18 protein-coding genes are annotated in these 22395 nt (G+C 57.8%); 6 read left to right on the plus strand and 12 right to left on the minus strand.

Going from position 1 to position 22395, the window contains the following annotated elements; genetic code table 11:
- Positions 1-3: 3 nt before the first annotated feature.
- Complete coding sequence (gene celB, locus ABLV07_RS18655) at positions 4-1356, plus strand: PTS cellobiose transporter subunit IIC (RefSeq protein WP_015704207.1); 1353 nt, start codon at positions 4-6, stop codon at positions 1354-1356.
- Positions 1357-1412: 56 nt separating this feature from the next.
- Here celB and treC read toward each other — a convergent pair whose 3' ends face one another.
- The 3 genes from treC to treR all read right to left on the minus strand — a co-directional run bounded on the left by treC (position 1413) and on the right by treR (position 5617).
- A complete protein-coding gene (gene treC, locus ABLV07_RS18660; RefSeq protein WP_032713555.1) occupies positions 1413-3068 on the minus strand; it encodes an alpha,alpha-phosphotrehalase in 1656 nt (551 codons plus the stop codon).
- 51 nt (positions 3069-3119) lie between these two features.
- On the minus strand, positions 3120-4538 hold the full coding sequence (treB, locus tag ABLV07_RS18665; protein ID WP_015368560.1) for a PTS trehalose transporter subunit IIBC: 1419 nt from the start codon (positions 4536-4538) through the stop codon (positions 3120-3122).
- A gap of 131 nt (positions 4539-4669) precedes the next feature.
- Positions 4670-5617, minus strand: a complete 948-nt coding sequence (gene treR / locus ABLV07_RS18670) for a trehalose operon repressor TreR (RefSeq protein WP_015368559.1) — start codon at positions 5615-5617, stop codon at positions 4670-4672.
- Positions 5618-5998: 381 nt separating this feature from the next.
- Here treR and mgtA point away from each other — a divergent pair, with 381 nt between their 5' ends.
- Together mgtA and ABLV07_RS18680 are read left to right on the plus strand one after the other, a co-directional pair.
- Positions 5999-8707: a magnesium-translocating P-type ATPase gene (gene mgtA / locus ABLV07_RS18675; RefSeq protein ID WP_047041061.1), complete on the plus strand. Its 2709-nt coding sequence runs from the start codon at positions 5999-6001 to the stop codon at positions 8705-8707.
- A gap of 158 nt (positions 8708-8865) precedes the next feature.
- The gene (locus ABLV07_RS18680; RefSeq protein WP_348853698.1) at positions 8866-11259 is read left to right on the plus strand and encodes a beta-N-acetylhexosaminidase; all 2394 of its coding nucleotides are present in this window, start codon (positions 8866-8868) and stop codon (positions 11257-11259) included.
- Positions 11260-11316: 57 nt separating this feature from the next.
- On the opposite strand, the gene ridA is transcribed toward ABLV07_RS18680, so the two are convergent.
- The 4 genes from ridA to ABLV07_RS18700 form a co-directional block, all read right to left on the minus strand.
- Entirely contained in the window at positions 11317-11703 is a 387-nt protein-coding gene (gene ridA / locus ABLV07_RS18685) for a 2-iminobutanoate/2-iminopropanoate deaminase (protein ID WP_020079786.1), read from the minus strand.
- Between the two features lie 73 nt (positions 11704-11776).
- Positions 11777-12238, minus strand: a complete 462-nt coding sequence (gene pyrI, locus ABLV07_RS18690; RefSeq protein WP_015368555.1) for an aspartate carbamoyltransferase regulatory subunit — start codon at positions 12236-12238, stop codon at positions 11777-11779.
- 13 nt (positions 12239-12251) lie between these two features.
- The gene (gene pyrB / locus ABLV07_RS18695) at positions 12252-13187 is read right to left on the minus strand and encodes an aspartate carbamoyltransferase (protein ID WP_015704213.1); all 936 of its coding nucleotides are present in this window, start codon (positions 13185-13187) and stop codon (positions 12252-12254) included.
- Between the two features lie 36 nt (positions 13188-13223).
- Positions 13224-13331 carry a pyrBI operon leader peptide gene (locus tag ABLV07_RS18700; RefSeq protein WP_020079785.1) on the minus strand — a complete coding sequence of 36 codons (108 nt, stop codon included), beginning with the start codon at positions 13329-13331 and terminating at the stop codon, positions 13224-13226.
- Positions 13332-13522: 191 nt separating this feature from the next.
- Between ABLV07_RS18700 and ABLV07_RS18705 the strand changes: the two genes are divergently transcribed.
- Positions 13523-13975 (plus strand): YhcH/YjgK/YiaL family protein, encoded by a 453-nt coding sequence (locus ABLV07_RS18705; RefSeq protein WP_015368552.1) that lies wholly within the window; start codon positions 13523-13525, stop codon positions 13973-13975.
- Between the two features lie 56 nt (positions 13976-14031).
- Here ABLV07_RS18705 and argF read toward each other — a convergent pair whose 3' ends face one another.
- Complete coding sequence (argF, locus tag ABLV07_RS18710; protein ID WP_015368551.1) at positions 14032-15036, minus strand: ornithine carbamoyltransferase; 1005 nt, start codon at positions 15034-15036, stop codon at positions 14032-14034.
- 163 nt (positions 15037-15199) lie between these two features.
- Here argF and rraB point away from each other — a divergent pair, with 163 nt between their 5' ends.
- Both rraB and miaE read left to right on the plus strand, forming a co-directional pair.
- The gene (gene rraB, locus ABLV07_RS18715; protein ID WP_015368550.1) at positions 15200-15625 is read left to right on the plus strand and encodes a ribonuclease E inhibitor RraB; all 426 of its coding nucleotides are present in this window, start codon (positions 15200-15202) and stop codon (positions 15623-15625) included.
- 71 nt (positions 15626-15696) lie between these two features.
- On the plus strand, positions 15697-16461 hold the full coding sequence (gene miaE / locus ABLV07_RS18720) for a tRNA isopentenyl-2-thiomethyl-A-37 hydroxylase MiaE (protein ID WP_032713561.1): 765 nt from the start codon (positions 15697-15699) through the stop codon (positions 16459-16461).
- Between the two features lie 69 nt (positions 16462-16530).
- Here miaE and ABLV07_RS18725 read toward each other — a convergent pair whose 3' ends face one another.
- The 4 genes from ABLV07_RS18725 to pepA form a co-directional block, all read right to left on the minus strand.
- Positions 16531-17034 (minus strand): GNAT family N-acetyltransferase, encoded by a 504-nt coding sequence (locus tag ABLV07_RS18725; protein WP_015368548.1) that lies wholly within the window; start codon positions 17032-17034, stop codon positions 16531-16533.
- 123 nt (positions 17035-17157) lie between these two features.
- Positions 17158-20013, minus strand: coding sequence for a valine--tRNA ligase (locus tag ABLV07_RS18730; RefSeq protein WP_047063866.1), 2856 nt, complete (start codon positions 20011-20013; stop codon positions 17158-17160).
- Positions 20013-20456, minus strand: a complete 444-nt coding sequence (gene holC, locus ABLV07_RS18735; RefSeq protein ID WP_020079783.1) for a DNA polymerase III subunit chi — start codon at positions 20454-20456, stop codon at positions 20013-20015. Before holC ends, ABLV07_RS18730 begins: the two co-directional genes overlap by 1 nt.
- 121 nt (positions 20457-20577) lie before the next feature.
- Positions 20578-22089, minus strand: coding sequence for a leucyl aminopeptidase (gene pepA, locus ABLV07_RS18740; protein ID WP_008807121.1), 1512 nt, complete (start codon positions 22087-22089; stop codon positions 20578-20580).
- Positions 22090-22395: the final 306 nt, after the last annotated feature.

Here is a 22395-nt window from a genome sequence, read left to right on the forward strand (position 1 = left end):
ACCATGTCGAATACAAGCTGGATTGAACGTTACGTCATGCCGGCGGCGCTGAAAATCGCCGGGCAAAAGCACGTCCTGTCGGTACGCGATGGCATCATTCTGAATATGCCGTTTATGCTGATTGGCTCGTTTTTCCTGATTTTCGCCTACCTGCCGATCCCCGGCTATGCCGACATGATGAGCGGCCTGTTTGGCGAGGTCTGGCGCGATAAAATGCTGTACCCGGTGAAAGCGACCTACGACATTATGGCGCTGATTTCCAGCTTCGGCATCGCCTATCGGCTGGCGGAGAAGTACCGCACCATCGACCCGCTGAGCGCCGGGGCGATGTCGCTGGTGGCCTTTGTGATGACTATCCCGCAGAACACCCTCTTTACCCCGGTACACGGCGCGGCGGAGGTGATTAAAGGGGTGATCCCGGTGAGCATGGTCGGCAGCCAGGGGCTGTTTGTCGCTATTGTCATTTCGCTGCTGTCGACGGAGATTTATCGTTTGGTCGCCAGCCGCAATCTCGTTATCCGCATGCCGGACGGCGTGCCGCCGGCAGTGGCGAAATCTTTCCTCGCCCTGATCCCCGGCTTCTGTGTTCTGGCGGTGGTGCTGGCGCTGCGCCTGGCGGTTGAGGCCTCGCCGTTCGGCGACATCAACAGCATGATCGCCACTTTGATCGGTATTCCGATGCATCACGTCGGCGGTACGCTGCCGGGGATGATTATTTCGGTGATAGTGATCGGTATTTTGTGGACGCTGGGCCTGCACGGCGACGCGATTGTGCTGGTATTTATTCAGCCGGTGTGGCTGTCGAATATGTCAGAGAACCTGACGGCCTTTCAGAACGGCCAGCCGATCCCGCATATCATTACCCAGCAATTTTACGATCTGTGGATTGCGCCCGGCGGCACCGGCGCGCTGCTGGGGCTGGTGATATTTATGTTGCTGCGCAGCCGTAGTCAGCAGATGAAACAGCTGGGGAAAATTGCCGCGCCGGGAGCGTTGTTTAACATCAGCGAGCCGATGGTATTCGGCATCCCGCTGGTGATGAACCCGTACTTCTTCCTGCCGTTTATTTTAACGCCGGTGCTGCTGGTGATCGTGTCCTATACCGCAATGGCGACCGGGCTGGTTGCGCCGCCGGCCGGAATCGCGCTGCCGTTCACTACGCCGATCTTCATCAGCGGCTATCTGGCGACCGGCGGCCATATTTCCGGCACCATACTGCAGGTCGTGAATTTAACTATTTCGCTGGTGGTTTACTATCCGTTCTTCCGCGCCTGGGATCGGCTGAAGGCCAAAGAGGAGCACGCCTCAGCGCAGCCGCAGGAGAGCGTTATCCTTCCTGACGCTGACCGCGCGTAATCTCCAGCCCCACGAACCGGTAGCCCCGGTGAGCGTAGCGCCACCGGGGAAAAGCTTTACGCCTGCAACCACCATACCGCTTCGAACGGCCGCAGCGTCATTGCCGCCGGGCGGTTGGACGTCTCCGCATAGTTGCCAATCAGCGCCCGCCAGTCGCCAGACATCTCCGGCGGCTGCCACGGCTGGAACTCACGGCTCAGGTTGGCGGCCACCACCAGCGTCTGCCCCTGCCACTGGCGGCGATAACACCACAGCGACGGATGGTCCGGCAGCAGATCCTGATAATCCCCCCAGGTCAGCACCGGCGTGGTTTTTCGCAGCGCGATCAGCTGCTGATAGGTGTAAAACACCGATTCCGGATCCGCCAGCGCCGCCTCGACGTTAATCTCGCGATAGTTATTACCCAACGCGATCCAGGGTTCTCCATCGCTGAAGCCGCCGTTCTCGCCGTCGTGCCACGGCATCGGCGTGCGGCTATTATCGCGCGATTTGCTGGCCAGAATCGCCAGTAGTTCATCCGGGCTTTGTCCCTGTGCCGCGCGCTCGATAAACATGTTATGGCTTTCCACGTCGCGATAATCGCTGATGTTGCTGAAATGCGGGTTGGTCATGCCAATCTCTTCACCCTGATAGATATAGGGCGTGCCCTGCATGCCGTGCAGTACCATTGCCAGCATCTTCGCCGCCGGCACCCGGTACTCGCCCTCGTCGCCGAAGCGCGACACGATGCGCGGCTGATCGTGGTTACACCAGAACAGCGCATTCCACGCCCGGTTATGCATCCCTTGCTGCCAGTGGCGGAATAGCGCTTTCAGCGCCACGTAGTCCGGACGGGCGAGGGTCCATTTTTCACCGCCGGGATAATCGACTTTTAAGTGATGAAAATTAAACGTCATCGACAGTTCGCGGCCGTCCAGCGCGGCGTATTGCTGACAGTGCTCAAGCGAAGTGGAAGACATTTCGCCGACGGTCATCAGGCCACGAGGGGTAAAGACATCGCGGCTCATTTCCTGCAGGAACTCGTGAACCCGCGGGCCATCGGTGTAGAAGCGGCGTCCATCGCCAACGGTATCGGAGGGGAAGTCCTGCTCCTTGGAGATAAGATTGATGACATCGAGGCGCAGGCCATCAACGCCGCGATCGGCCCAGAACTCGCAGACTTTTTTCAGCTCGGCGCGTACCGCCGGGTTTTCCCAGTTGAGATCCGCCTGCTCGGTGGCGAAAAGATGCAAATAATACTGTTCGCTTTCCGCATGCCATTGCCAGGCGTTACCGCCGAATTTCGAACGCCAGTTATTCGGCAATGCTCCCGGCTCGCCGTCGCGCCAGATATAGAACTGGCGGTACGGGCTCGCCTTATTTAACGACTGGCGGAACCATTCGTGTTCCGTCGAGGTATGGTTAAACACCATATCCAGCACGATGCGGATACCGCGCGCTTTCGCTCCGGCGACCAGTTGGTCGAAATCCTCCAGCGTGCCGTATGAGGGATCGATAGCGGTATAGTTCGCCACGTCATAGCCGTTGTCCACCTGTGGCGAGACGTAGAACGGCGTCAGCCAGATAGCATCGACGCCGAGCTTTTGCAGGTAGTCGAGACGGGCGGTGACGCCGCGTAAATCGCCGGTACCGCTGCCGGTGGTGTCCTGAAAACTCTTCGGGTAGATTTGATAAATAACGCCGTTTTGCCACCAGCGGGGAAGGGTATTCATATTACGTTCCTGCGAATAAAGGGGGCGCAAGCGGCGCCCCGAAAGAAGACGTTAGATAATCTGCAAGGTGCCCTGACGGTACTTGCGTTGATAAACTACGGTGGTGAGGATAATCGGCACTACCACAGCGATGGCCATCGCCGTGGCGTAGACCTGCCAGTAGCTTGGCTGAATCGACAGGATGCCCGGCAGGCCGCCGACGCCGATGCCATTCGCCAGCACGCCGTTCAGGCCGCACAGCAGGCCCGCGAGGCCGGATCCGACCATCGCGCACAGCATCGGGAAGCGGTACTTCAGGTTGATGCCGTACATCGCCGGTTCGGTGACCCCGAGATAGGCGGAGATCGCCGCGGGTACCGAGATTTCGCGTTCATTCTGTTTACGGCTGGCAATAATAATGCCGACCACCGCCGACGCCTGAGCAATATTCGACAGCGCAATCAGCGGCCATACCGGCGTGCCGCCCATGCTTTGAATCATCTGCATATCGATAGCGAGGGTGGTCTGATGTACGCCGGTTATTACCAGCGGCGCATAGAGGAAGCCGAACAGCGCGGCGCCGATCGGCGCGAAGCTGCCGGTTAACAAGTGGCGCACCGCGAAGGCCACGCCGTCGCCAATCAGACGACCAAACGGGCCGATAAAAGCGTGAGCGAGGAACACCGCCAGAATCAACGAGCACACCGGCACCACCACCAGATAGAGGTAGTCAGGCACGATGCGCTTGAGACGTGTTTCGATAAAGCCCAGCGCCAGCCCCGCCAGCAGAGCCGGGATCACCTGCGCCTGATAGCCGACTTTCGCAATGGTAAACAGGCCGAAGTTCCACACTTCCGGCACCTGCTGGCCGAGCAGGTAGGCGTTCATCAACTGTGGAGAGACCAGCGTGACGCCAAGCACGATCCCGAGGATCGGCGTGCCGCCCATTTTCTTCACCGCTGACCAGCAGATCCCCACCGGCAGATAGAAGAAGATAGCCTCGCCAATCAGCCACAAGAAGTCATAAATCGTTTTCAACGACGGGTGCATTTGCGCCAGCGTCTGGCCGTTGCTCATTGGCAGATCGCCGATGACGTTACGGAAACCGAGGATCAGACCGCCGCTGATCAGCGCCGGCAGAAGCGGGAAAAAGATCTCGGCAAAGTGCGAGATCAACCGTTCATGCCACTTCATATTTTGCCGCGCGGCCTGTTTGGCCTGCTCTTTGTCGGCGGACGCCTGACCGGTGGTGGCCAGCAGCGCCTTATAATAATCGCCGACTTCGGTGCCGATGACCACCTGGAACTGCCCGGCGTTAGTGAAGCATCCCTTCACCATGCGCAACTGCTCAATCTCTTTCGGTTTGGCGATGGCCGGATCGTTTAGCACAAAGCGCAAACGGGTAATACAGTGGCTGACGGTGGCAATGTTGCCGCGCCCGCCCACCAGTTCGATCAGTTTATCGATGTCCTGCTGGTTTACTTTGCTCATGATGAAGCCTCAAAAACAGAGGGGAGAGATGCCGTTTTTTACCTTGCATGCATCCTAACCGTTCCGTTGGCAATGCAAAATGGGAACGTTCCCGAAACTCGGCGAAGATCACATAAATCGCCCGAACGAGATTAATTCAGGGCAGCGGGAATGACGATTTGGCGGGGTTCGGCGTGGCCGGCGATCTGGTCGATCAACTGCTGTGCCGCCTGGCGTCCGGCTTCGGCGTAGCCGGGATCGACGGTGAGGATCTCCGGATGCAGAAATTTCATCAGCGGCGTGCTGCCGACGCTGGCGAGTTGTAGAGTGTCGATACGCTGTTCCTGTAGATATTTACTGGCGCCGAGAGCGAGAGTATCGGTGGCGCAGACCAGCGCGCGGGTCTCGGGCGTCAGCACGCTGGCGACGCTTTCATAACCCTGCTTCATCGCCAGCCCCGGCAGGGCAGCGGTTGGCGTGAGCTTCTTTTGCGCGCAGAAATCGAGATACGCCTGATGGCGGCGTTCCCCGGTGGTGACGTCGCTGTGCGGCACGCCGAGGAAGCTTATATGCCGGTGTCCGCGCTCATAGAGACGCTGCATCAGTAACTCGATCGCGCCATGATCGTCATAGCACACCGAAGCGAAGCCGGGGGCATCGCGCGCCAGCAGCACCAGCGTTTCGCGCCACGGCGCAAGCATCTCCTCGCTAATACCGGTAAAGCCGAACAGCACCACGCCGTCGATATTGCGCCGGGCGAGCATGCCCAGATGTTCTTCCACCAGCGCCGGAGAAAACTGGCTCTCCATCATGATCGGATCGTAGCCCTGCTGATAAAAGGCGGGCAGCATGGTCTGCACCGCTAAATTTTCCGACAGCGAATCCAGACGGGTGACGATAATCGCCACCACCTTATCGCTCTGACCACGCATGGCGCGGGCGGAGCGGGAAGGGGAGAAACCGTGCTGCTGCATCACCGCTTCCACCCGTTCGCGGGTGCGCTCGCTGACGCCGCTTTCGTTATTCAGCACGCGCGACACCGTCGATTTTCCGACGCCGCTTAAGCGGGCGATATCTTTGATTGTTAGCCGGTTTTGCATACGAGGTTCTCGCCGTCGTCCGATTTGAGTGAGTCTAATGCTACTCAACGAATCCTCAATGAGCAAAGACTGGTTGATGTCTGGTTTAGTTGCCGGGCGGTATGATAGCCATAATAGCCACAAATAGTTTCCTGGCCGCGGTATACTCCGCGCCGTCTTGAGTCACTTACCGGAGAATTTTATGGACCCCGATCCCACTCCTCATCCTCGATGGAGCAACCTTTCTTTCCGGTAAGCCTGTTTAGCACTGCTTTACCGGAAAGCGTAAAGCAGTGACGTCCACGATGTCCCTGCCCTATAAAAATAATGCCTGACAGGTAAGGCTTTGCCGCGCCTGTTGGTAACGCTGCGTTCGCTCGCGCGAGCGCGGAGGGACTGTTTATGCTGAAAAATTTTACCCGGCAGCTGTTCGCGCAGCTTAGCCGCCATTTACCACATCGTTTGATCCAGCGCGATCCGCTGCCCGATGCCCGCAATCTGGCCAGCGCGCCGATCCCGGATTCACTCGGCAAGCGCTGCCTGGACGTGGCGGCCATGGATGAGCAGGAGATCTGGCGCGCGTTCGATAGCCACCCTGAAGGGCTGAACGACGCCGAAGTGGCGGCGAAAATCGCCCTGCACGGCGATAACCAAATCCCGGCGCAGAAGCCGTCGCCGTGGTGGGTTCATCTGTGGATCTGCTATCGCAACCCGTTCAACCTGCTGTTGACGGTGCTCGGCATCGTCTCCTATTCCACTGAAGATTTGTTCGCCGCGGGCGTTATCGCGCTGATGGTCGGCATCTCGACGCTGCTTAACTTCATCCAGGAAGCGCGCTCGACCAAAGCGGCGGATGCGCTGAAGGCGATGGTCAGCAATACCGCCACGGTGCTGCGGGTTATCAACGAGCAGGGCGAGAGCCGCTGGCTCGAACTACCCATCGACCAACTGGTGCCGGGCGATATTGTCAGGCTATCGGCGGGAGATATGATCCCGGCAGACCTGCGCATCATTGTGGCGCGCGATTTGTTTGTCGCTCAGGCCTCGCTGACCGGCGAATCGCTGCCGGTTGAAAAAGTCGCGCGCACCCGCGATCCGCTACAAACCAATCCGCTGGAATGCGACACCCTGTGCTTTATGGGGACCAACGTGGTGAGCGGCTCGGCGCAGGCTATCGTCTACGCCACCGGCGGCAACACCTGGTTCGGCCAGCTTGCCGGGCGCGTCAGCGAGCAGGAAAGCGAGCCGAACGCCTTTCAGAAAGGCATCAGCCGGGTCAGCATGCTGCTGATCCGCTTTATGCTGGTGATGGCGCCGGTGGTGCTGCTGATCAACGGCTACACCAAAGGCGACTGGTGGGAAGCGGCGCTGTTCGCGCTGTCGGTGGCGGTCGGCCTGACGCCGGAGATGTTGCCGATGATCGTCACCTCGACGCTGGCGCGCGGGGCGGTGAAGCTGTCAAAACAAAAAGTGATCGTCAAACACCTCGACGCCATTCAAAACTTTGGCGCGATGGATATCCTCTGCACCGATAAAACCGGCACCCTGACCCAGGATAAAATCGTGCTGGAGAACCACACTGATGTTTCCGGTAAATCCAGCGAGAGAGTCCTGCATACCGCCTGGCTCAATAGCCATTACCAGACCGGGCTGAAAAACCTGCTCGACACCGCGGTGCTGGAAGGCGTGGAGCTGGATGCCGCTCGCGGTCTCGCGGAGCGCTGGCAGAAGGTGGATGAGATCCCGTTCGACTTCGAACGCCGCCGCATGTCGGTGGTGGTAAAAGAGCAGGACGACGCGCATCAGCTGATCTGTAAAGGGGCGCTGCAGGAGATCCTCAACGTCTCGACTCAGGTGCGCTACAACGGTGAAATCGTACCGCTGGACGACACCATGCTGCGCCGTATCCGCCGGGTGACCGATACCCTGAACCGTCAGGGGCTGCGGGTGGTGGCGGTGGCGACCAAATACCTGCCGGCGCGGGAAGGCGACTATCAGCGTGCGGATGAATCCGACCTGATCCTCGAAGGCTACATCGCCTTCCTCGATCCGCCGAAAGAGACCACCGCCCCGGCGCTGAAAGCGCTGAAGGCCAGCGGCATTACGGTAAAAATCCTCACCGGCGACAGCGAACTGGTGGCGGCGAAAGTGTGTCATGAAGTGGGGCTGGATGCGGGCGAAGTGGTGATTGGCAGCCAGATTGAAGCCATGAGCGACGACGAACTGGCAGCGCTGGCGAAATGCACCACGCTGTTCGCGCGCCTGGCGCCGCTGCATAAAGAGCGCATCGTGACGTTGCTGAAACGCGAAGGCCACGTGGTGGGCTTTATGGGCGACGGTATTAACGACGCCCCGGCGTTACGCGCGGCGGATATTGGCATTTCCGTTGACGGGGCGGTGGATATCGCCCGCGAGGCGGCGGATATCATTCTGCTGGAAAAAAGCCTGATGGTACTGGAGGAGGGGGTTATCGAAGGCCGCCGCACCTTCGCCAACATGCTCAAGTACATCAAAATGACCGCCAGCTCCAACTTCGGCAACGTCTTCAGCGTGCTGGTGGCCAGCGCCTTCCTGCCGTTCCTGCCGATGTTGCCGCTGCACCTGTTGATTCAGAACCTGCTGTACGATGTCTCCCAGGTGGCGATTCCGTTTGATAACGTCGACGATGAGCAGATCCGTAAGCCGCAGCGCTGGAACCCGGCCGATCTCGGGCGTTTTATGGTCTTCTTCGGGCCGATCAGCTCGATTTTCGATATCCTCACCTTTGGCCTGATGTGGTGGGTGTTCCACGCCAACAGCGTCGAGATGCAGACCCTGTTCCAGTCCGGCTGGTTTATTGAAGGGCTGCTGTCGCAGACGCTAATTGTGCATATGATCCGTACCCGCCGCATTCCGTTCGTCCAGAGCCGCGCCGCGTGGCCGCTGTTCGCGATGACGCTGTTGGTGATGGCGGTGGGGATCGCGCTGCCGTTCTCGCCGCTGGCGGGCTACCTGCAGCTGCAGGCGCTGCCGCTCAGCTATTTCCCATGGCTGGTGGCGATTCTGGCGGGTTACATGGTGTTGACCCAGACCGTTAAAGGCTTCTACAGCCGCCGCTACGGCTGGCAGTAGCGGTTTCGCCCCTTTGCCGTTCGGCAGAGGGGCTTACCGGTATTTCTCTTAAATCTCATCAAGTTGTGAAGCCCGTCATCGCCATGTATTGACGCAATTTTGTGCGCATGTTAACCCAATGTTTTGCTTTTTTTGGCCCGTCATAAAAAGGAACATTGATGATTAACACCGTGCGTTACAGTCTGCTGACCAGCGGAATATTACTGAGCAGCATGGCGCTTGCCGCCCCGGCGGGCGATCTGCCGCTGATGCCGTGGCCCGCCCATGTAGAGCGCCCGCAGGCGCAGGGGGTGTTGGCGCTAAATAATCAGCTGACGATCAACGTCAGCGGCGACGATCTGGGCGAGGCGGCCAACCGCTGGCGTGAACGTGTTGCGCGGCAAACCGGCTGGACGCTACAGCCGCAGACGGCGCCGGCAAAAAGCCCAACTATTAAGGTGATCGTCAGTAAGAAAGTGCCTTTCCTGCCGCAGCCTGATAGCGACGAAAGCTATCAGCTAACCGTTAACGCCGAAGGCGCGACCCTGAAAGCCAATACGCGTTTTGGCGCGCTGCGCGGCATGGAAACGCTGCTACAGCTGGTACAAAACGGCCCTGACGGCACCACCATTCCTTATGTCGCCATTGACGATGCGCCGCGCTTCCCGTGGCGTGGACTGCTGCTGGATTCCGCCCGTCACTTTATGCCGCTGTCAGCGATCAAGCGGCAGATTGACGGTATGGCGGCGGCGAAGCTTAACGTACTGCACTGGCATCTGACCGACGATCAGGGCTGGCGCTTCGCCTCCAGCCGCTATCCGAAGCTGCAGCAGCAGGCCAGCGACGGCCTGTTTTATACCCAGGCGCAGATGAAAGACATTGTGCGCTATGCCGCCGAACGCGGTATTCGCGTGGTGCCGGAAATCGATATGCCGGGCCACGCCTCGGCGATCGCCGTAGCTTATCCGGAGCTGATGAGCGCGCCGGGGCCTTACGCGATGGAGCGCCACTGGGGCGTGCTGAAACCGGTTCTCGACCCAACAAAAGAGGCCACCTACGCGTTTGCCGAGGCGATGGTCAGCGAACTGGCGGCTATCTTCCCCGATCCGTATCTGCATATCGGCGGTGATGAAGTCGATGACAGCCAGTGGCGCGCCAATCCGGCTATTCAGAAATTCCTCAAAGAGAAGGGGCTGGCGGACAGCCACGCGCTACAGGCGTACTTCAACCGGCGGCTGGAGAAACTGCTCGAGAAACATCACCGGCAGATGGTCGGCTGGGATGAGATCTACCACCCTGATTTACCGAAGAGCATTCTGATCCAGTCCTGGCAGGGGCAGGACGCATTAGGCGACGTCGCCAAACACGGCTATCGCGGCATTCTCTCCACCGGTTTTTACCTCGACCAGCCGCAGTACACCGCCTATCACTATCGTAATGAGATTATCCCGCAGGGGCTTAACGGCGTGGATAAGATTACCGATAACGACAGCGCCCAGAGCTGGCAGTTTTCGATGCCGCGCCTGAAGGGCAGCGCGGTTGAGGGCAGCTTTACGCTGGTAAAAGGCGATAGCGGCTGGCGTGGATTTATTGATTTTAAAGGGAAATCACGGCGTGCCGTGCAGGAGATTGAATGGCTCGGCGACAATCAGGTCACGTTCCGCGTCGATACCTGGATGGGCGAGACCCGCCCGGTGCTAACCATTAACGACGACAAGCTCGCAGGCTACTTCCTGCTTGGCAACACCCGTTATCCCATTGACGGCAAGCGGCTGGATGCCGTACCGCAGGGCATTCAGCCGACGCTGCCCGACGCGCAGCAACAGAAGAATCTGCTGGGCGGCGAGGCGGCGCTGTGGGCGGAAAACGTCGCCGCGCCGGTCATCGATATCAAGCTGTGGCCGCGGGCTTTTGCGGTGGCGGAGCGGCTGTGGTCGGCCGAGGACGTCAAAGACAGCGACAATATGTATCAGCGCCTGCAGGCGATGGACAGCTGGTCAACGGTCTCCGTCGGCCTGCAGCAGCATACTCAGCAGCTGGAGCAGTTCACCCGGCTGGCGAACAGCAGCCATACGCTGGCGTTGCAGATCCTCGCCGAGGCGCTGGAGCCGGCGCATTACTACACCCGTCAGCATCTCAAGTTCCAGGCGAACAATTACCATCAATTTGAACCGCTTAACCGGTTGGCCGATGCGTTACCGGCTGAGAGTGACACCGTACGCAGCCTGAACCAGTGGGCGGAGCGGCTGATCAGCGATGCCGAGGATACTGAGAGCGCCGATGCGCTGCGCCACGTCTTTACCCGCTGGCAGAACAACAGCGGCGATGCGCTGGCGCTGACCGACAATAACTATCAGCTGGCGGCGATTAAACCGGTGGTGCAGCAGGTTGATAAGCTGGCGAGCCTCGGGCTGCGCTTGACCGATCTGGTGGCGCGGCAGGGAACGCTGGACGATAAAGAGTACGCCTCAATCCAGGCGCAGCTGGATACGGCGGCGAAAACCCAGGATGAGCTGGTGATTGCGGCGGTCTATCCGCTGGAGAAACTGCTGCGGGCAACGAAGATAAAATAGGGCATTTCCCTCACCCCGCGGATGGCGCAAGCGCCTGGGGTGAGGGCAGAGAAGCGCTTAGCGACGGATCGCGATAGCTTCAATCTCAATCTTCACGTCTTTCGGCAGACGCGCGACTTCTACGCAGGAACGCGCCGGGAAAGTGGCGTTATGCTCGGTGAAGAACGCTTCATACGCGGCATTCACGGTGGCGAAATCGTTCAGATCTTTCACGAAAACGGTGGTTTTCACGATATCGCCCACTTTCAGGCCAGCGGCTTCAACGATAGCTTTTACGTTGTCCAGGGACTGACGCGCCTGCGCGGCGACATCTTCCGGCACGCTGCCGGTTTTCGGGTCTACTGGGATCTGGCCGGAAGTGATGATCATGCTACCCAGATCAACACCTTGTACATATGGGCCGATAGCTGCTGGTGCCTTTTCCGTCGCAATAGTTTTGCTCATAATATCTCCAGATGAACTGCAGTAATTAGGTCGTAGCCATTATAGGGAGGGCCGGTATTAATACCAACCGCAATTAGTTGGCCAGCACCACATAATGGGAAAACTCTTTTTCACAGTATTTGCATTTGAGTGCGATGTCATCGGCGCGTTTTTTCACTGCGAAACTCGACGAAACCGGCTCAGCGTGACTGATGCAGTTGCTGTTCGGGCAGACCAGCACGCTATTGATGCGCTCCGGCAGGCTCGGGCGGGATTTGCCCACCACTTCGTAATCATCAATACGGTTAACCGTTGCGTCCGGCGCATACAGCGCCAGCTGATTGACCTGCTCATCGGTCAGGAAGGTGTTCTCGATTTTAATCAAATCTTTACGGCCCATCTCGCCGGACGGCAGGTTCAGGCCGATGGTGATGCGCTGGTCGGTTTCGGTCAGCTTGAACAGGGTCAACAACTTGAAGCCGACCTGGGCCGGGATATGGTCGATCACGGTGCCGCGTTTAATGGCTTCTACTTGCAGTTTATTGTCGTGTGTCATCTCTCATTCCCCCTTATTGTGCCAGCTCGCTATTCAATACCAGTGCCAGTAACGCCTGGCGGGCGAAGATGCCGTTACCGGCCTGCTGGAAGTACCAGGCGTGCGGCGTTTTATCGACGTCGGTGGTGATTTCATCAACGCGCGGCAGCGGGTGCAGCACCTTCATGTTGACGCGGGCGCCTTCGAGATCCGCGGCGCGCAGCACGAACTGCGCCTTCACGTTGGCGTATTCCGATGGGTCCAGGCGCTCTTTCTGCACGCGAGTCATATACAGAATATCGACCTCTGCCATCACTTCGTCGATGGCGCTATGCAGGCTCCAGGCGATGCCTTTTTCATCCAGCATATCGAGAATGTACTGCGGCATCGCCAGCGCGTCCGGGGCGATGAAGTAAAAGCGGTTGCCGTTGAATTTGGCCAGCGCCTGGGTCAGCGAGTGTACGGTACGGCCATATTTCAGGTCGCCGACCATCGCGACATTGAGGTTCTCAAGGCGGCCCTGAGTTTCCTGAATGGTGAACAGGTCGAGCAGGGTTTGCGTTGGATGCTGATTGGCGCCGTCGCCGGCGTTGAGAATCGGTACGTTGCCGGAGAATTCGGTTGCCAGACGCGCGGCGCCCTCTTGCGGATGGCGCATCACGATAGCGTCGACGTAGGTGCTGATAACCGAAATGGTGTCGGCCAGGGTTTCGCCTTTCTTGCCGAGCGAGGTGTTGCTGCTGTCGGAGAAGCCAACCACGCTGGCGCCGAGGCGATGCATGGAGGTTTCAAAAGAGAGGCGAGTACGGGTGGAGGCTTCAAAGAAACAGCTGGCGATAACCTTATGCTTCAGCAGCTCGGGTTGCGGATTGGCTTTCAGCTTTGCGGCTGTCGCCAGCACCAGTTCGAGGTCTTCGCGGCTGAGATCGTTTATGGAAATGATATGTTTTTGATATAGCGGGTTAGCCATGCTTATCTCCTGACGCCTGAGCAAAAAAAAAGCCCCTTAAATAAGGGGCTTCGAGAATTCATTGAGCAACGGAAAGAAAAACGCCAGGCCAGCGCCTGCTTTCAGACGCGGTAAGACACAGCAATGTCGTACGCAATTGACCATATTTCCTCCCGGCAAAACGGCTGGCATTATACGCAGCTTTGATGAGCAATCAAGCGATTAATCCACAATTAGGGAAACGTTTGCCTGCGAAGGCTGCGCCAGCGCAAAAAACCGCGATAAAAATGTGGTCTGGTAGTGGTAAGCAGCGTATAAAACAAAAATGAAAAGCTGTTTTATATTTGAGGGCTACTATGATTATCGGCAATATTCATCATCTGCAATCCTGGCTGCCGGACGCGCTGCGTCAGGCGATTGAGCATGTTAAAGCCCACGTTAGCGAGTCGACGCCGCTCGGCAAGCACGACATCGACGGCAATAATCTGTTCTATCTGATTTCTGAAGACAGCACCGAAGCGCAGGCCGAGCGTCGCGCCGAGTATCACGCCCGCTATCTGGATATCCAGATTGTACTTCGCGGTCAGGAAGGGATGACTTTCAGCACCTTACCGGCAGGCGAGCCGCAGACTGACTGGCTGGCGGACAAAGACATCGCCTTCCTCGCCGAGGGAGCGCAGGAGAAAACCGTTATCCTTAACGAGGGCGATTTTGTGGTGTTTTATCCAGGCGAAGTGCATAAACCGCTCTGTGCGGTCGGGGCGCCGGCGAAGGTGCGCAAAGCGGTGGTGAAGGTGTTGATGGCTTAAAACGGGTAGCCCGGATACGCGTAGCGCGCTATCCGGGAACCTACCGTGATTAATGGTTATTTTCCAAGCGTCGCCACCATCACCGCTTTGATGGTGTGCATACGGTTTTCCGCCTGATCGAAGACGATGCTCGCTGGGGATTCAAAGACTTCATCGGTCACTTCCATACCGCCGTGCAGTCCATACTCCGCCGCCATCTGTTTGCCGAGAATGGTCTGGTCATCGTGGAACGCGGGCAGACAATGCAGGAATTTCACCTGCGGGTTGCCGGTTAATTGCAGCATGGCTTTATTCACCTGATAGCCGCGCAGCAGGGCGATACGCTCCGCCCATTTCTCTTTCGCCTCGCCCATCGATACCCACACGTCGGTATAAATGAAATCGGCGCCTTTTACGCCCGCGGCGATATCTTCCGTCAGGGTAATATTGCCGCCGTGCTTTTTCGCCAGCGCAGTGCATTCCGCCACTAAACCCTCTTCCGGCCAGCAGGCTTTCGGCGCCACCAGGCGCAGGTCCAGCCCGGTCAGCGCGGCGGCTTCCAGCATGGAGTTACCCATGTTGTTACGCGCGTCGCCGGCGTAGACCAGCGTCATTTCATTAAATGCCTTACCCGGCAGGTGCTCTTGCATGGTCAGCAGGTCGGCCAGGAGCTGCGTCGGGTGGAATTCATCGGTCAGGCCGTTCCACACCGGCACGCCGGCATACTCCGCCAGGGTTTCCACCAGCTCCTGGCCGTAGCCGCGGTACTGAATACCGTCATACATGCGGCCCAGCACGCGGGCGGTATCTTTCATGGATTCTTTGTGGCCGATTTGGCTTCCGCTGGAACCGAGATAGGTCACGCGGGCGCCCTGGTCGTAAGCGGCAACTTCGAAAGAGCATCGTGTGCGGGTTGAGTCTTTTTCGAAGATGAGCGCGATGTTTTTGCCCTTCAGTTTCTGGGCCTCGATACCGTTTTTCTTATCGGCTTTTAATTGCGCGGCCAGGTCGACAAGGCCGGTAATTTCTGCAGCAGTAAAATCCAGTAATCTCAAGAAATGCTTCTGATATAACGCGGACATAATTCCCTCACCTGGCAAACGCCACTATTGAATTAAAATTCACTTTATATGTATGAATATTCATTTGCAACCCCGAGTTAGAAATCTTTTACACAGAAGGTGGAGGCAATCACGGCGGTATGTGACAATAGGAGTATCTGCCGCACATTATGAGGAACGAGCCATGGCAAACCCGGAACTACTGGAAGAACAGCGTGAGGAAACGCGTCTGATTATCGAAGAGCTGCTGGAAGATGGCAGCGATCCGGACGCGCTGTATACCATTGAGCATCATCTCTCTGCCGACGATTTCGAAACGTTGGAAAAAGTGGCGGTAGAGGCCTTCAAGATGGGTTATGAAGTCACCGAGCCGGAAGAGCTGGAAGTCGAAGAAGGCGAAGTGGTGATCTGCTGCGATATCCTGAGCGAAAGCGCGCTCAACGCCGATCTGATCGATGCCCAGGTTGAACAGCTGATGAACCTGGCGGAAAAATTCAACGTCGAGTACGACGGTTGGGGTACCTACTACGAAGACCCGAACGGCGAAGACGATGACGGCGAAGATGACGAAGATTTAATTGACGAAGACGATAACGGCGTACGCCACTAAGTCGTCAACGGATACGGCGGCGTCTGCCGCCGTATATACCCGTCCTGATTAGGGTATAGCCTGGAGCTTCAATGGATTACCCGCAAATACTCTCCCCGATTTTAGCATTCCTGCACTGCCCAACGCCGCAGGCGTGGATTGACGAAGCCCGTAAACCGGAAAACCTGCCGCTGCTGTTGACCGACCATATGGTATGCGAGCTGAAAGCGGCGCAAAACGCCATGCTGCTGGTACGCCGCTACGTCGCCGATAAAGATGGCGCCGACGAGCTACTGGAATGCCTGAAACCGTACGAAGACTTTACCTATCGCCGTGGGCCGGAGCCGGATTTTGTCGCTCTGCATAAACGGATCAACAAAAGCGCCATGCCGCGAACCAACGACCCGTGGGGCAGCCAGTTGCTCGACAGCATGATTCTGCTTATCAAAGAGGAGCTGCACCACTTCTGGCAGGTGCGTGAGATCATGCTGGCGCGGGATATCCCTTACGTCAAAATCACCGCCAGCAACTATGCCCGCGGTATGCGCCGGGAGGTGCGATCCCATGAGCCGGTGATGCTAATCGATAAGCTGATTTGCGGCGCTTATATCGAAGCGCGCTCCTGCGAGCGATTTGCCGCGCTGGCACCGTGGCTGGATGATGATCTACAGAAGTTTTATCTGTCGTTGCTGCGCTCCGAGGCCCGGCATTATCAGGACTACCTGGATCTGGCGCAGATGATAGCGGGGGGAGATATCAGCGAGCGCGTACGCCAGCTTGGCGAGGCGGAAGCGGCATTGATCCTCCGCCCGGAGCCCGAGTTCCGCTTCCACAGCGGCGTGCCGACGGCGTTGTAGCCCGCGGTATTCGGCCCCTGTAGCCCCGGTAAGCGCAGCGCTACCGGGGAGGCCCACGGTAGCGAGGCGTTACAGCGTTTTCAACATCCGTACTTCACAATCGACGTGGCCGGTGCAGCCCAGCGGCTCGTCAATATGCTCAAACCCGAGATGCTCATACAAGCCAATCGCTTCTTTCAAAAAAGCGGTGGTTTCCAGATAGCAGCGTTTAAAACCCTGCTCGCGGGCGTAATCCATCGCCATCAGCGCCAGCTTTTTCGCCAGCCCTTTGCCGCGCGCCGAGGACATAAAGTACATTTTCTGCAGCTCACAGATATCGGACTCGCTACACGAGAGCGGCGCCACGCCGCCGCCGCCGACCACTTCGCCATTTTGCTCAACCACCCAATAAGCGGAGCCAGGTTGGCTATAGAGCTCATAGAGTTCATCCAGATTCGGGTCAGCGACCGTATAGCCTTTATCGGCGGTCAGACCGTATTCCGCGGAGACCTGGCGGATAACATTGGCAATCGCCGGATTATCAGTGGCCGTGATGCGGCGCAGGGATAGCGTTAGGGTTGCGCTCGTATTCATTTGAAGACTCATTACATAATAATGACGGATGATGTTGTTAATAACACTGCGGGCGGGGAGAGTGCAAGCGAGGATCTTTCATAAAATAACGCCCCTTACCGGATGGGATAAGGGGCGGGAGGATTACAGCGCGGCGATCACTGCCTGCTGTTCAATCAGTTTCGCTTTCGCTTCCGCGTAGCCTTCCAGCTTCTCACGCTCTTTGGCGATAACCGCTTCCGGCGCGCGGGCCACAAAGCCTTCGTTGGACAGCTTGCTTTCGATACGGCCGATTTCCGCTTCGACTTTCGCCACTTCTTTTGCCAGACGCGCCAGCTCGGCTTCTTTGTCGATAAGACCCGCCATCGGGATCAGCAGCTCGGCGCCGTCGATAATCTTGGTCACGGAAACCGGACCTTTATCATCGGCAGGCAGCACGGTGATGCTTTCCAGACGCGCCAGGTTCAGCAGGAAGCTGCGGTTGTCGTTAACACGACGCTCGGCATCTTTGCTACAGCCGCGCAGCAGCAGTTCCAGCGGTTTACCCGGAGCGATGTTCATCTCCGCACGGATGTTACGTACGGCGACGATCGCCTGCTTCAGCCATTCGGTGTCGGCTAGCGCCGCTTCATCAACCTGAGAAGCCTCGTACTGCGGGAACGGTTGCAGCATGATGGTATCGGCGGTGATACCGCAGATTACTTTCACGCGCTGCCAGATGGTCTCGGTGATGAAAGGAATAATCGGGTGCGCCAGGCGCAGCAGACCTTCCAGCACGGTCACCAGAGTATGACGAGTCCCGCGCAGCTCCACTTCGCTGCCACCGTTCATGACCGGCTTGGTCAGTTCGAGGTACCAGTCGCAGAACTGGTTCCAGGTAAACTCATACAGGATGCCCGCGGCGATATCGAAGCGGAAGTTATCCAGCGCTTCGCGGTACGCTTTCACGGTCTGGTTGAATTCAGCCAGGATCCAGCGGTCGGCCAGGGACAGCACCATCTCGCCGCCGTTGAAACCGCAATCTTGATCTTCGGTATTCATCAGTACGAAGCGGCTGGCGTTCCACAGCTTGTTGCAGAAGTTACGGTAACCTTCCAGACGCTTCATATCCCAGTTGATGTCGCGGCCGGTAGAGGCCAGCGCCGCCAGGGTGAAACGCAGGGCGTCGGTGCCGTGCGGCTCGATGCCGTTCGGGAACTGTTTCTCGGTGCGCTTACGGATTTTTTCCGCCAGCTGCGGCTGCATCATGTTGCCGGTACGTTTCTCCAGCAGCTCCGGCAGGGTGATGCCGTCAACCATATCCAGCGGGTCAATGACGTTACCCTTGGATTTGGACATCTTCTGGCCTTCGTCGTCGCGGATAAGGCCGGTCATGTAGACGGTCTTAAACGGAACCTGCGGCTTGCCATTTTCATCTTTGATGAAGTGCATGGTCATCATGATCATGCGGGCGATCCAGAAGAAGATAATGTCGAAGCCGGACACCATCACGCTGGTCGGGTGGAACTGACGCAGCGCGTCGGTGTTTTCCGGCCAGCCGAGGGTGGAGAAGGTCCACAGCGCGGAAGAGAACCAGGTATCCAGAACGTCTTCATCCTGACGCAGCGCGACGTCGGCGCCGAGATTATTTTCCTGGCGTACTTCGTCTTCGGTGCGGCCAACGTAGACGTTGCCCTGATCGTCGTACCATGCCGGGATGCGGTGACCCCACCACAGCTGACGGGAAATACACCAGTCCTGAATATCGCGCATCCAGGAGAAGTACATGTTTTCGTACTGCTTCGGCACGAACTGAATGTCGCCATTCTCAACGGCTTCAACTGCCGGCTTGGCCAGCACGTCGGCACGCACGTACCACTGGTCGGTCAGCATCGGTTCGATAACCACACCGCCGCGGTCGCCGTAAGGCACGGTCAGGTCGTGCGGTTTGATCTCTTCCAGCAGGCCCAACGCGTCGACAGCGGCAACCATCGCTTTACGCGCGGCAAAACGTTCCATCTTCTGGAATTCAGCCGGGATCTCGTTGGAATAGACGTCGGATTCATTGCCTTTGGTATCGTAGACTTCCGCGCTTTCGCGGATGTCGCCATCAAAGGTCAAAATATTAATCATCGGCAGCTGATGACGGCGGCCAACTTCGTAGTCGTTAAAGTCGTGCGCCGGGGTGATTTTCACGCAGCCGGTGCCTTTTTCCATGTCGGCGTGTTCGTCGCCAACAATTGGAATGCGGCGGTTAACCAGCGGCAGCACCACGAATTTACCGATAAGGTCTTTGTAACGCGGATCTTCCGGGTTAACGGCCACGCCGGTATCGCCCAACAGGGTTTCCGGACGGGTGGTGGCGACCACCAGGTAATCTTTACCGTCAGCGGTTTTCGCGCCATCGGCCAGCGGATAGCGGATGTGCCACATGGAACCTTTCGATTCGCGGTTCTCTACTTCCAGGTCAGAGATGGCGGTGCGCAGTTTCGGGTCCCAGTTGACCAGGCGCTTGCCGCGATAAATCAGGTCTTCTTTGTACAGGCGAACGAAGACCTCTTTCACCGCGTTGGACAGGCCTTCGTCCATTGTGAAGCGCTCGCGCTCCCAGTCTACGGAGTTGCCGAGGCGGCGCATCTGGCGGGTAATGGTGCCGCCGGATTCCGCTTTCCACTGCCAGATTTTATCGATGAAGGCATCGCGACCGTAGTCGTGGCGGGTTTTACCTTCTTCAGCGGCAATCTTACGCTCAACCACCATCTGGGTGGCGATACCCGCGTGGTCGGTACCGGCCTGCCACAGGGTGTTTTTACCCTGCATGCGCTGGTAGCGAATCATGGTATCCATGATGGTTTGCTGGAAGGCATGACCCATATGCAAACTGCCGGTGACGTTCGGCGGCGGGATCATGATGCAGAAGCTCTCCTGGCTTTCATCACCATTCGGTTTGAAATAGCCCTGCTTTTCCCAGTGCTCGTAAAGCGGCTGTTCGATATCTTGCGGGTTGTATGTCTTTTCCATTATTTCCAGGTTGCCGTGTTCAGGTTGAAACCAGCCATGCGGTACGCTTTATAGCGTTCGCGCGCCAGTTGTTTCAGAGAATCTTCGTAAGGGACAAAGTCTATCACTTCTGTGAAAGCGGTGGCAAAATCTGCAAAGTTTAGCCGCAGGCTGATAAGAATATCCCGCGGGCTGCTGTTGCGCTTTTGCGGCCAGGCAATTTCTACCGGCGCGCCGCCTCTCGGGCCTTCGCCCGCCAGGTTATGCGGCACAAAGCTCTCCGGCGGCCGCGTCCACAGCGCTTCGTCGAGGCGAATAGCCTGCTGTTCATCTTCACAGGCGATCAGGACGCGCTTGCCGTTGCGCCAACGTTCTGCGGCAATTTCACACACCAGCTGTTCGACGGCGCTGAGCTCGTCGACGGTGTCTTCGTTGTCCAGAAGATAGAACGTTGCGTTTTTCATATATGGGGCTTCTTGTTGTGGATTTAAATGCAAAGCCGGGTGGCGCTACGCTTACCCGGCCTACATACGGCATTTTTCCGTAGGCCCGGTAAGCGTAGCGCCACCGGGCATCAGACGGCAATCACTCTTCGCCGTTAAAACCCGCACGATTGAGCAGGAACTGCGACAGCAGCGCCACCGGGCGGCCAGTCGCGCCTTTGGCCTTCCCGGAACGCCAGGCGGTACCGGCGATGTCGAGGTGCGCCCAGTTGTACTTGCGGGTGAAGCGTGACAGGAAGCAGCCAGCGGTAATCGCGCCGCCAGGACGGCCGCCGATGTTCGCCATATCCGCAAAGTTGGACTCCAGCTGATCCTGGAACTCGTCGGCCAGCGGCAGACGCCATGCGCGGTCGCCGGCCAGTTCGGAGGCGCCGATCAGCTCATGAGCCAGCGGGTTATGGTTCGACATCAGGCCGGTGATGTGATGGCCGAGGGCAATCACGCAGGCGCCGGTCAGCGTCGCCACATCGATAACCGCTTCCGGCTCGAAGCGCTCAACGTAGGTCAGCACATCGCACAATACCAGACGGCCTTCGGCGTCGGTATTCAGCACTTCAACGGTCTGCCCGGACATGGTGGTCAGAACATCGCCCGGGCGATACGCGCGACCGCCAGGCATATTTTCACAGCCTGCCAGCACGCCGATGACGTTTAACGGCAGCTGCAGCTCGGCAACCATTCGCATTACGCCGTAGACCGCCGCCGCGCCGCACATGTCGTACTTCATCTCGTCCATGCCTTCGGCAGGCTTGATGGAGATACCGCCGGAGTCGAAGGTCAGGCCTTTACCGACCAGCACGATAGGGCGCGCGTCTTCAGACGGGTTGCCTTTATACTCGATGACCGACATCAGCGACTCGTTCTGCGAACCGTTGCCGACGGCGAGATAGGAGTTCATTCCCAACTCGCGCATCTGCTGCTCGCCGATCACGCGGGTGATGACGTTCTTGCTGTAAGTGTCGGCCAACTGGCGCGCCTGGGAAGCAAGGTAAGCCGCGTTACAGATATTCGGCGGCATGTTGCCGAGATCTTTCGCCGCTTTGATGCCGGCGGCGATCGCCAGGCCATGTTGAATGGCGCGTTCGCCGCTGGTGAGCTCGCGGCGAGTCGGTACGTTAAAGACCATTTTACGCAGCGGGCGACGCGGCTCGCTTTTGTTGGTCTTCAACTGATCGAAGCTGTATAGCGTCTCTTTGGCGGTTTCAACGGCCTGGCGAACTTTCCAGTAGTTGTTGCGGCCCTTAACGTGCAGTTCCGTCAGGAAGCAGACGGCTTCCATCGAACCAGTATCATTCAGAGTATTAATGGTTTTCTGAATAACTTGTTTATACTGACGTTCATCCAGTTCGCGCTCTTTACCACAGCCGATGAGCAGAATGCGCTCAGACAGGATGTTCGGCACATGGTGCAGTAACAACGTCTGGCCAGGCTTGCCTTCGAGCTCGCCGCGACGCAGCAGGGCGCTGATGTAACCGTCGCTGATTTTATCGAGTTGTTCGGCGATGGGGGAGAGGCGACGTGGTTCGAAGACGCCGACCACGATACAGGCACTCCGCTGCTTCTCCGGGCTACCGCTTTTTACACTGAACTCCATGCACTATGCTCCTGAATCTTAAAGACAACAGTGGTGGCTACGGCTATACTCGTCGCCTTTCCAGTTGCAGATGCGTTGGCTACGCCTGCTTACCCCTGACGCTGGCTGATGCCGCTCCGGGGCTTCACAGTCCTGCCGCCTTTCTACAACTCGAAATCCATTGAGTATATAATTGCAAGCTTTCGTAACTCATGTCCGCTGTTGCGGTGACTTCGTGTTAATCTTAACGTTATTACGGCCTTGGTTCGTCAGAAAAGATCCTGATACGCAGAACCGATGAGTCATTTAATCTTAGCGATGTTTTCG

The organism is Klebsiella sp. CN_Kp097 (assembly GCF_040064495.1).
Lineage (GTDB): Bacteria > Pseudomonadota > Gammaproteobacteria > Enterobacterales > Enterobacteriaceae > Klebsiella > Klebsiella aerogenes.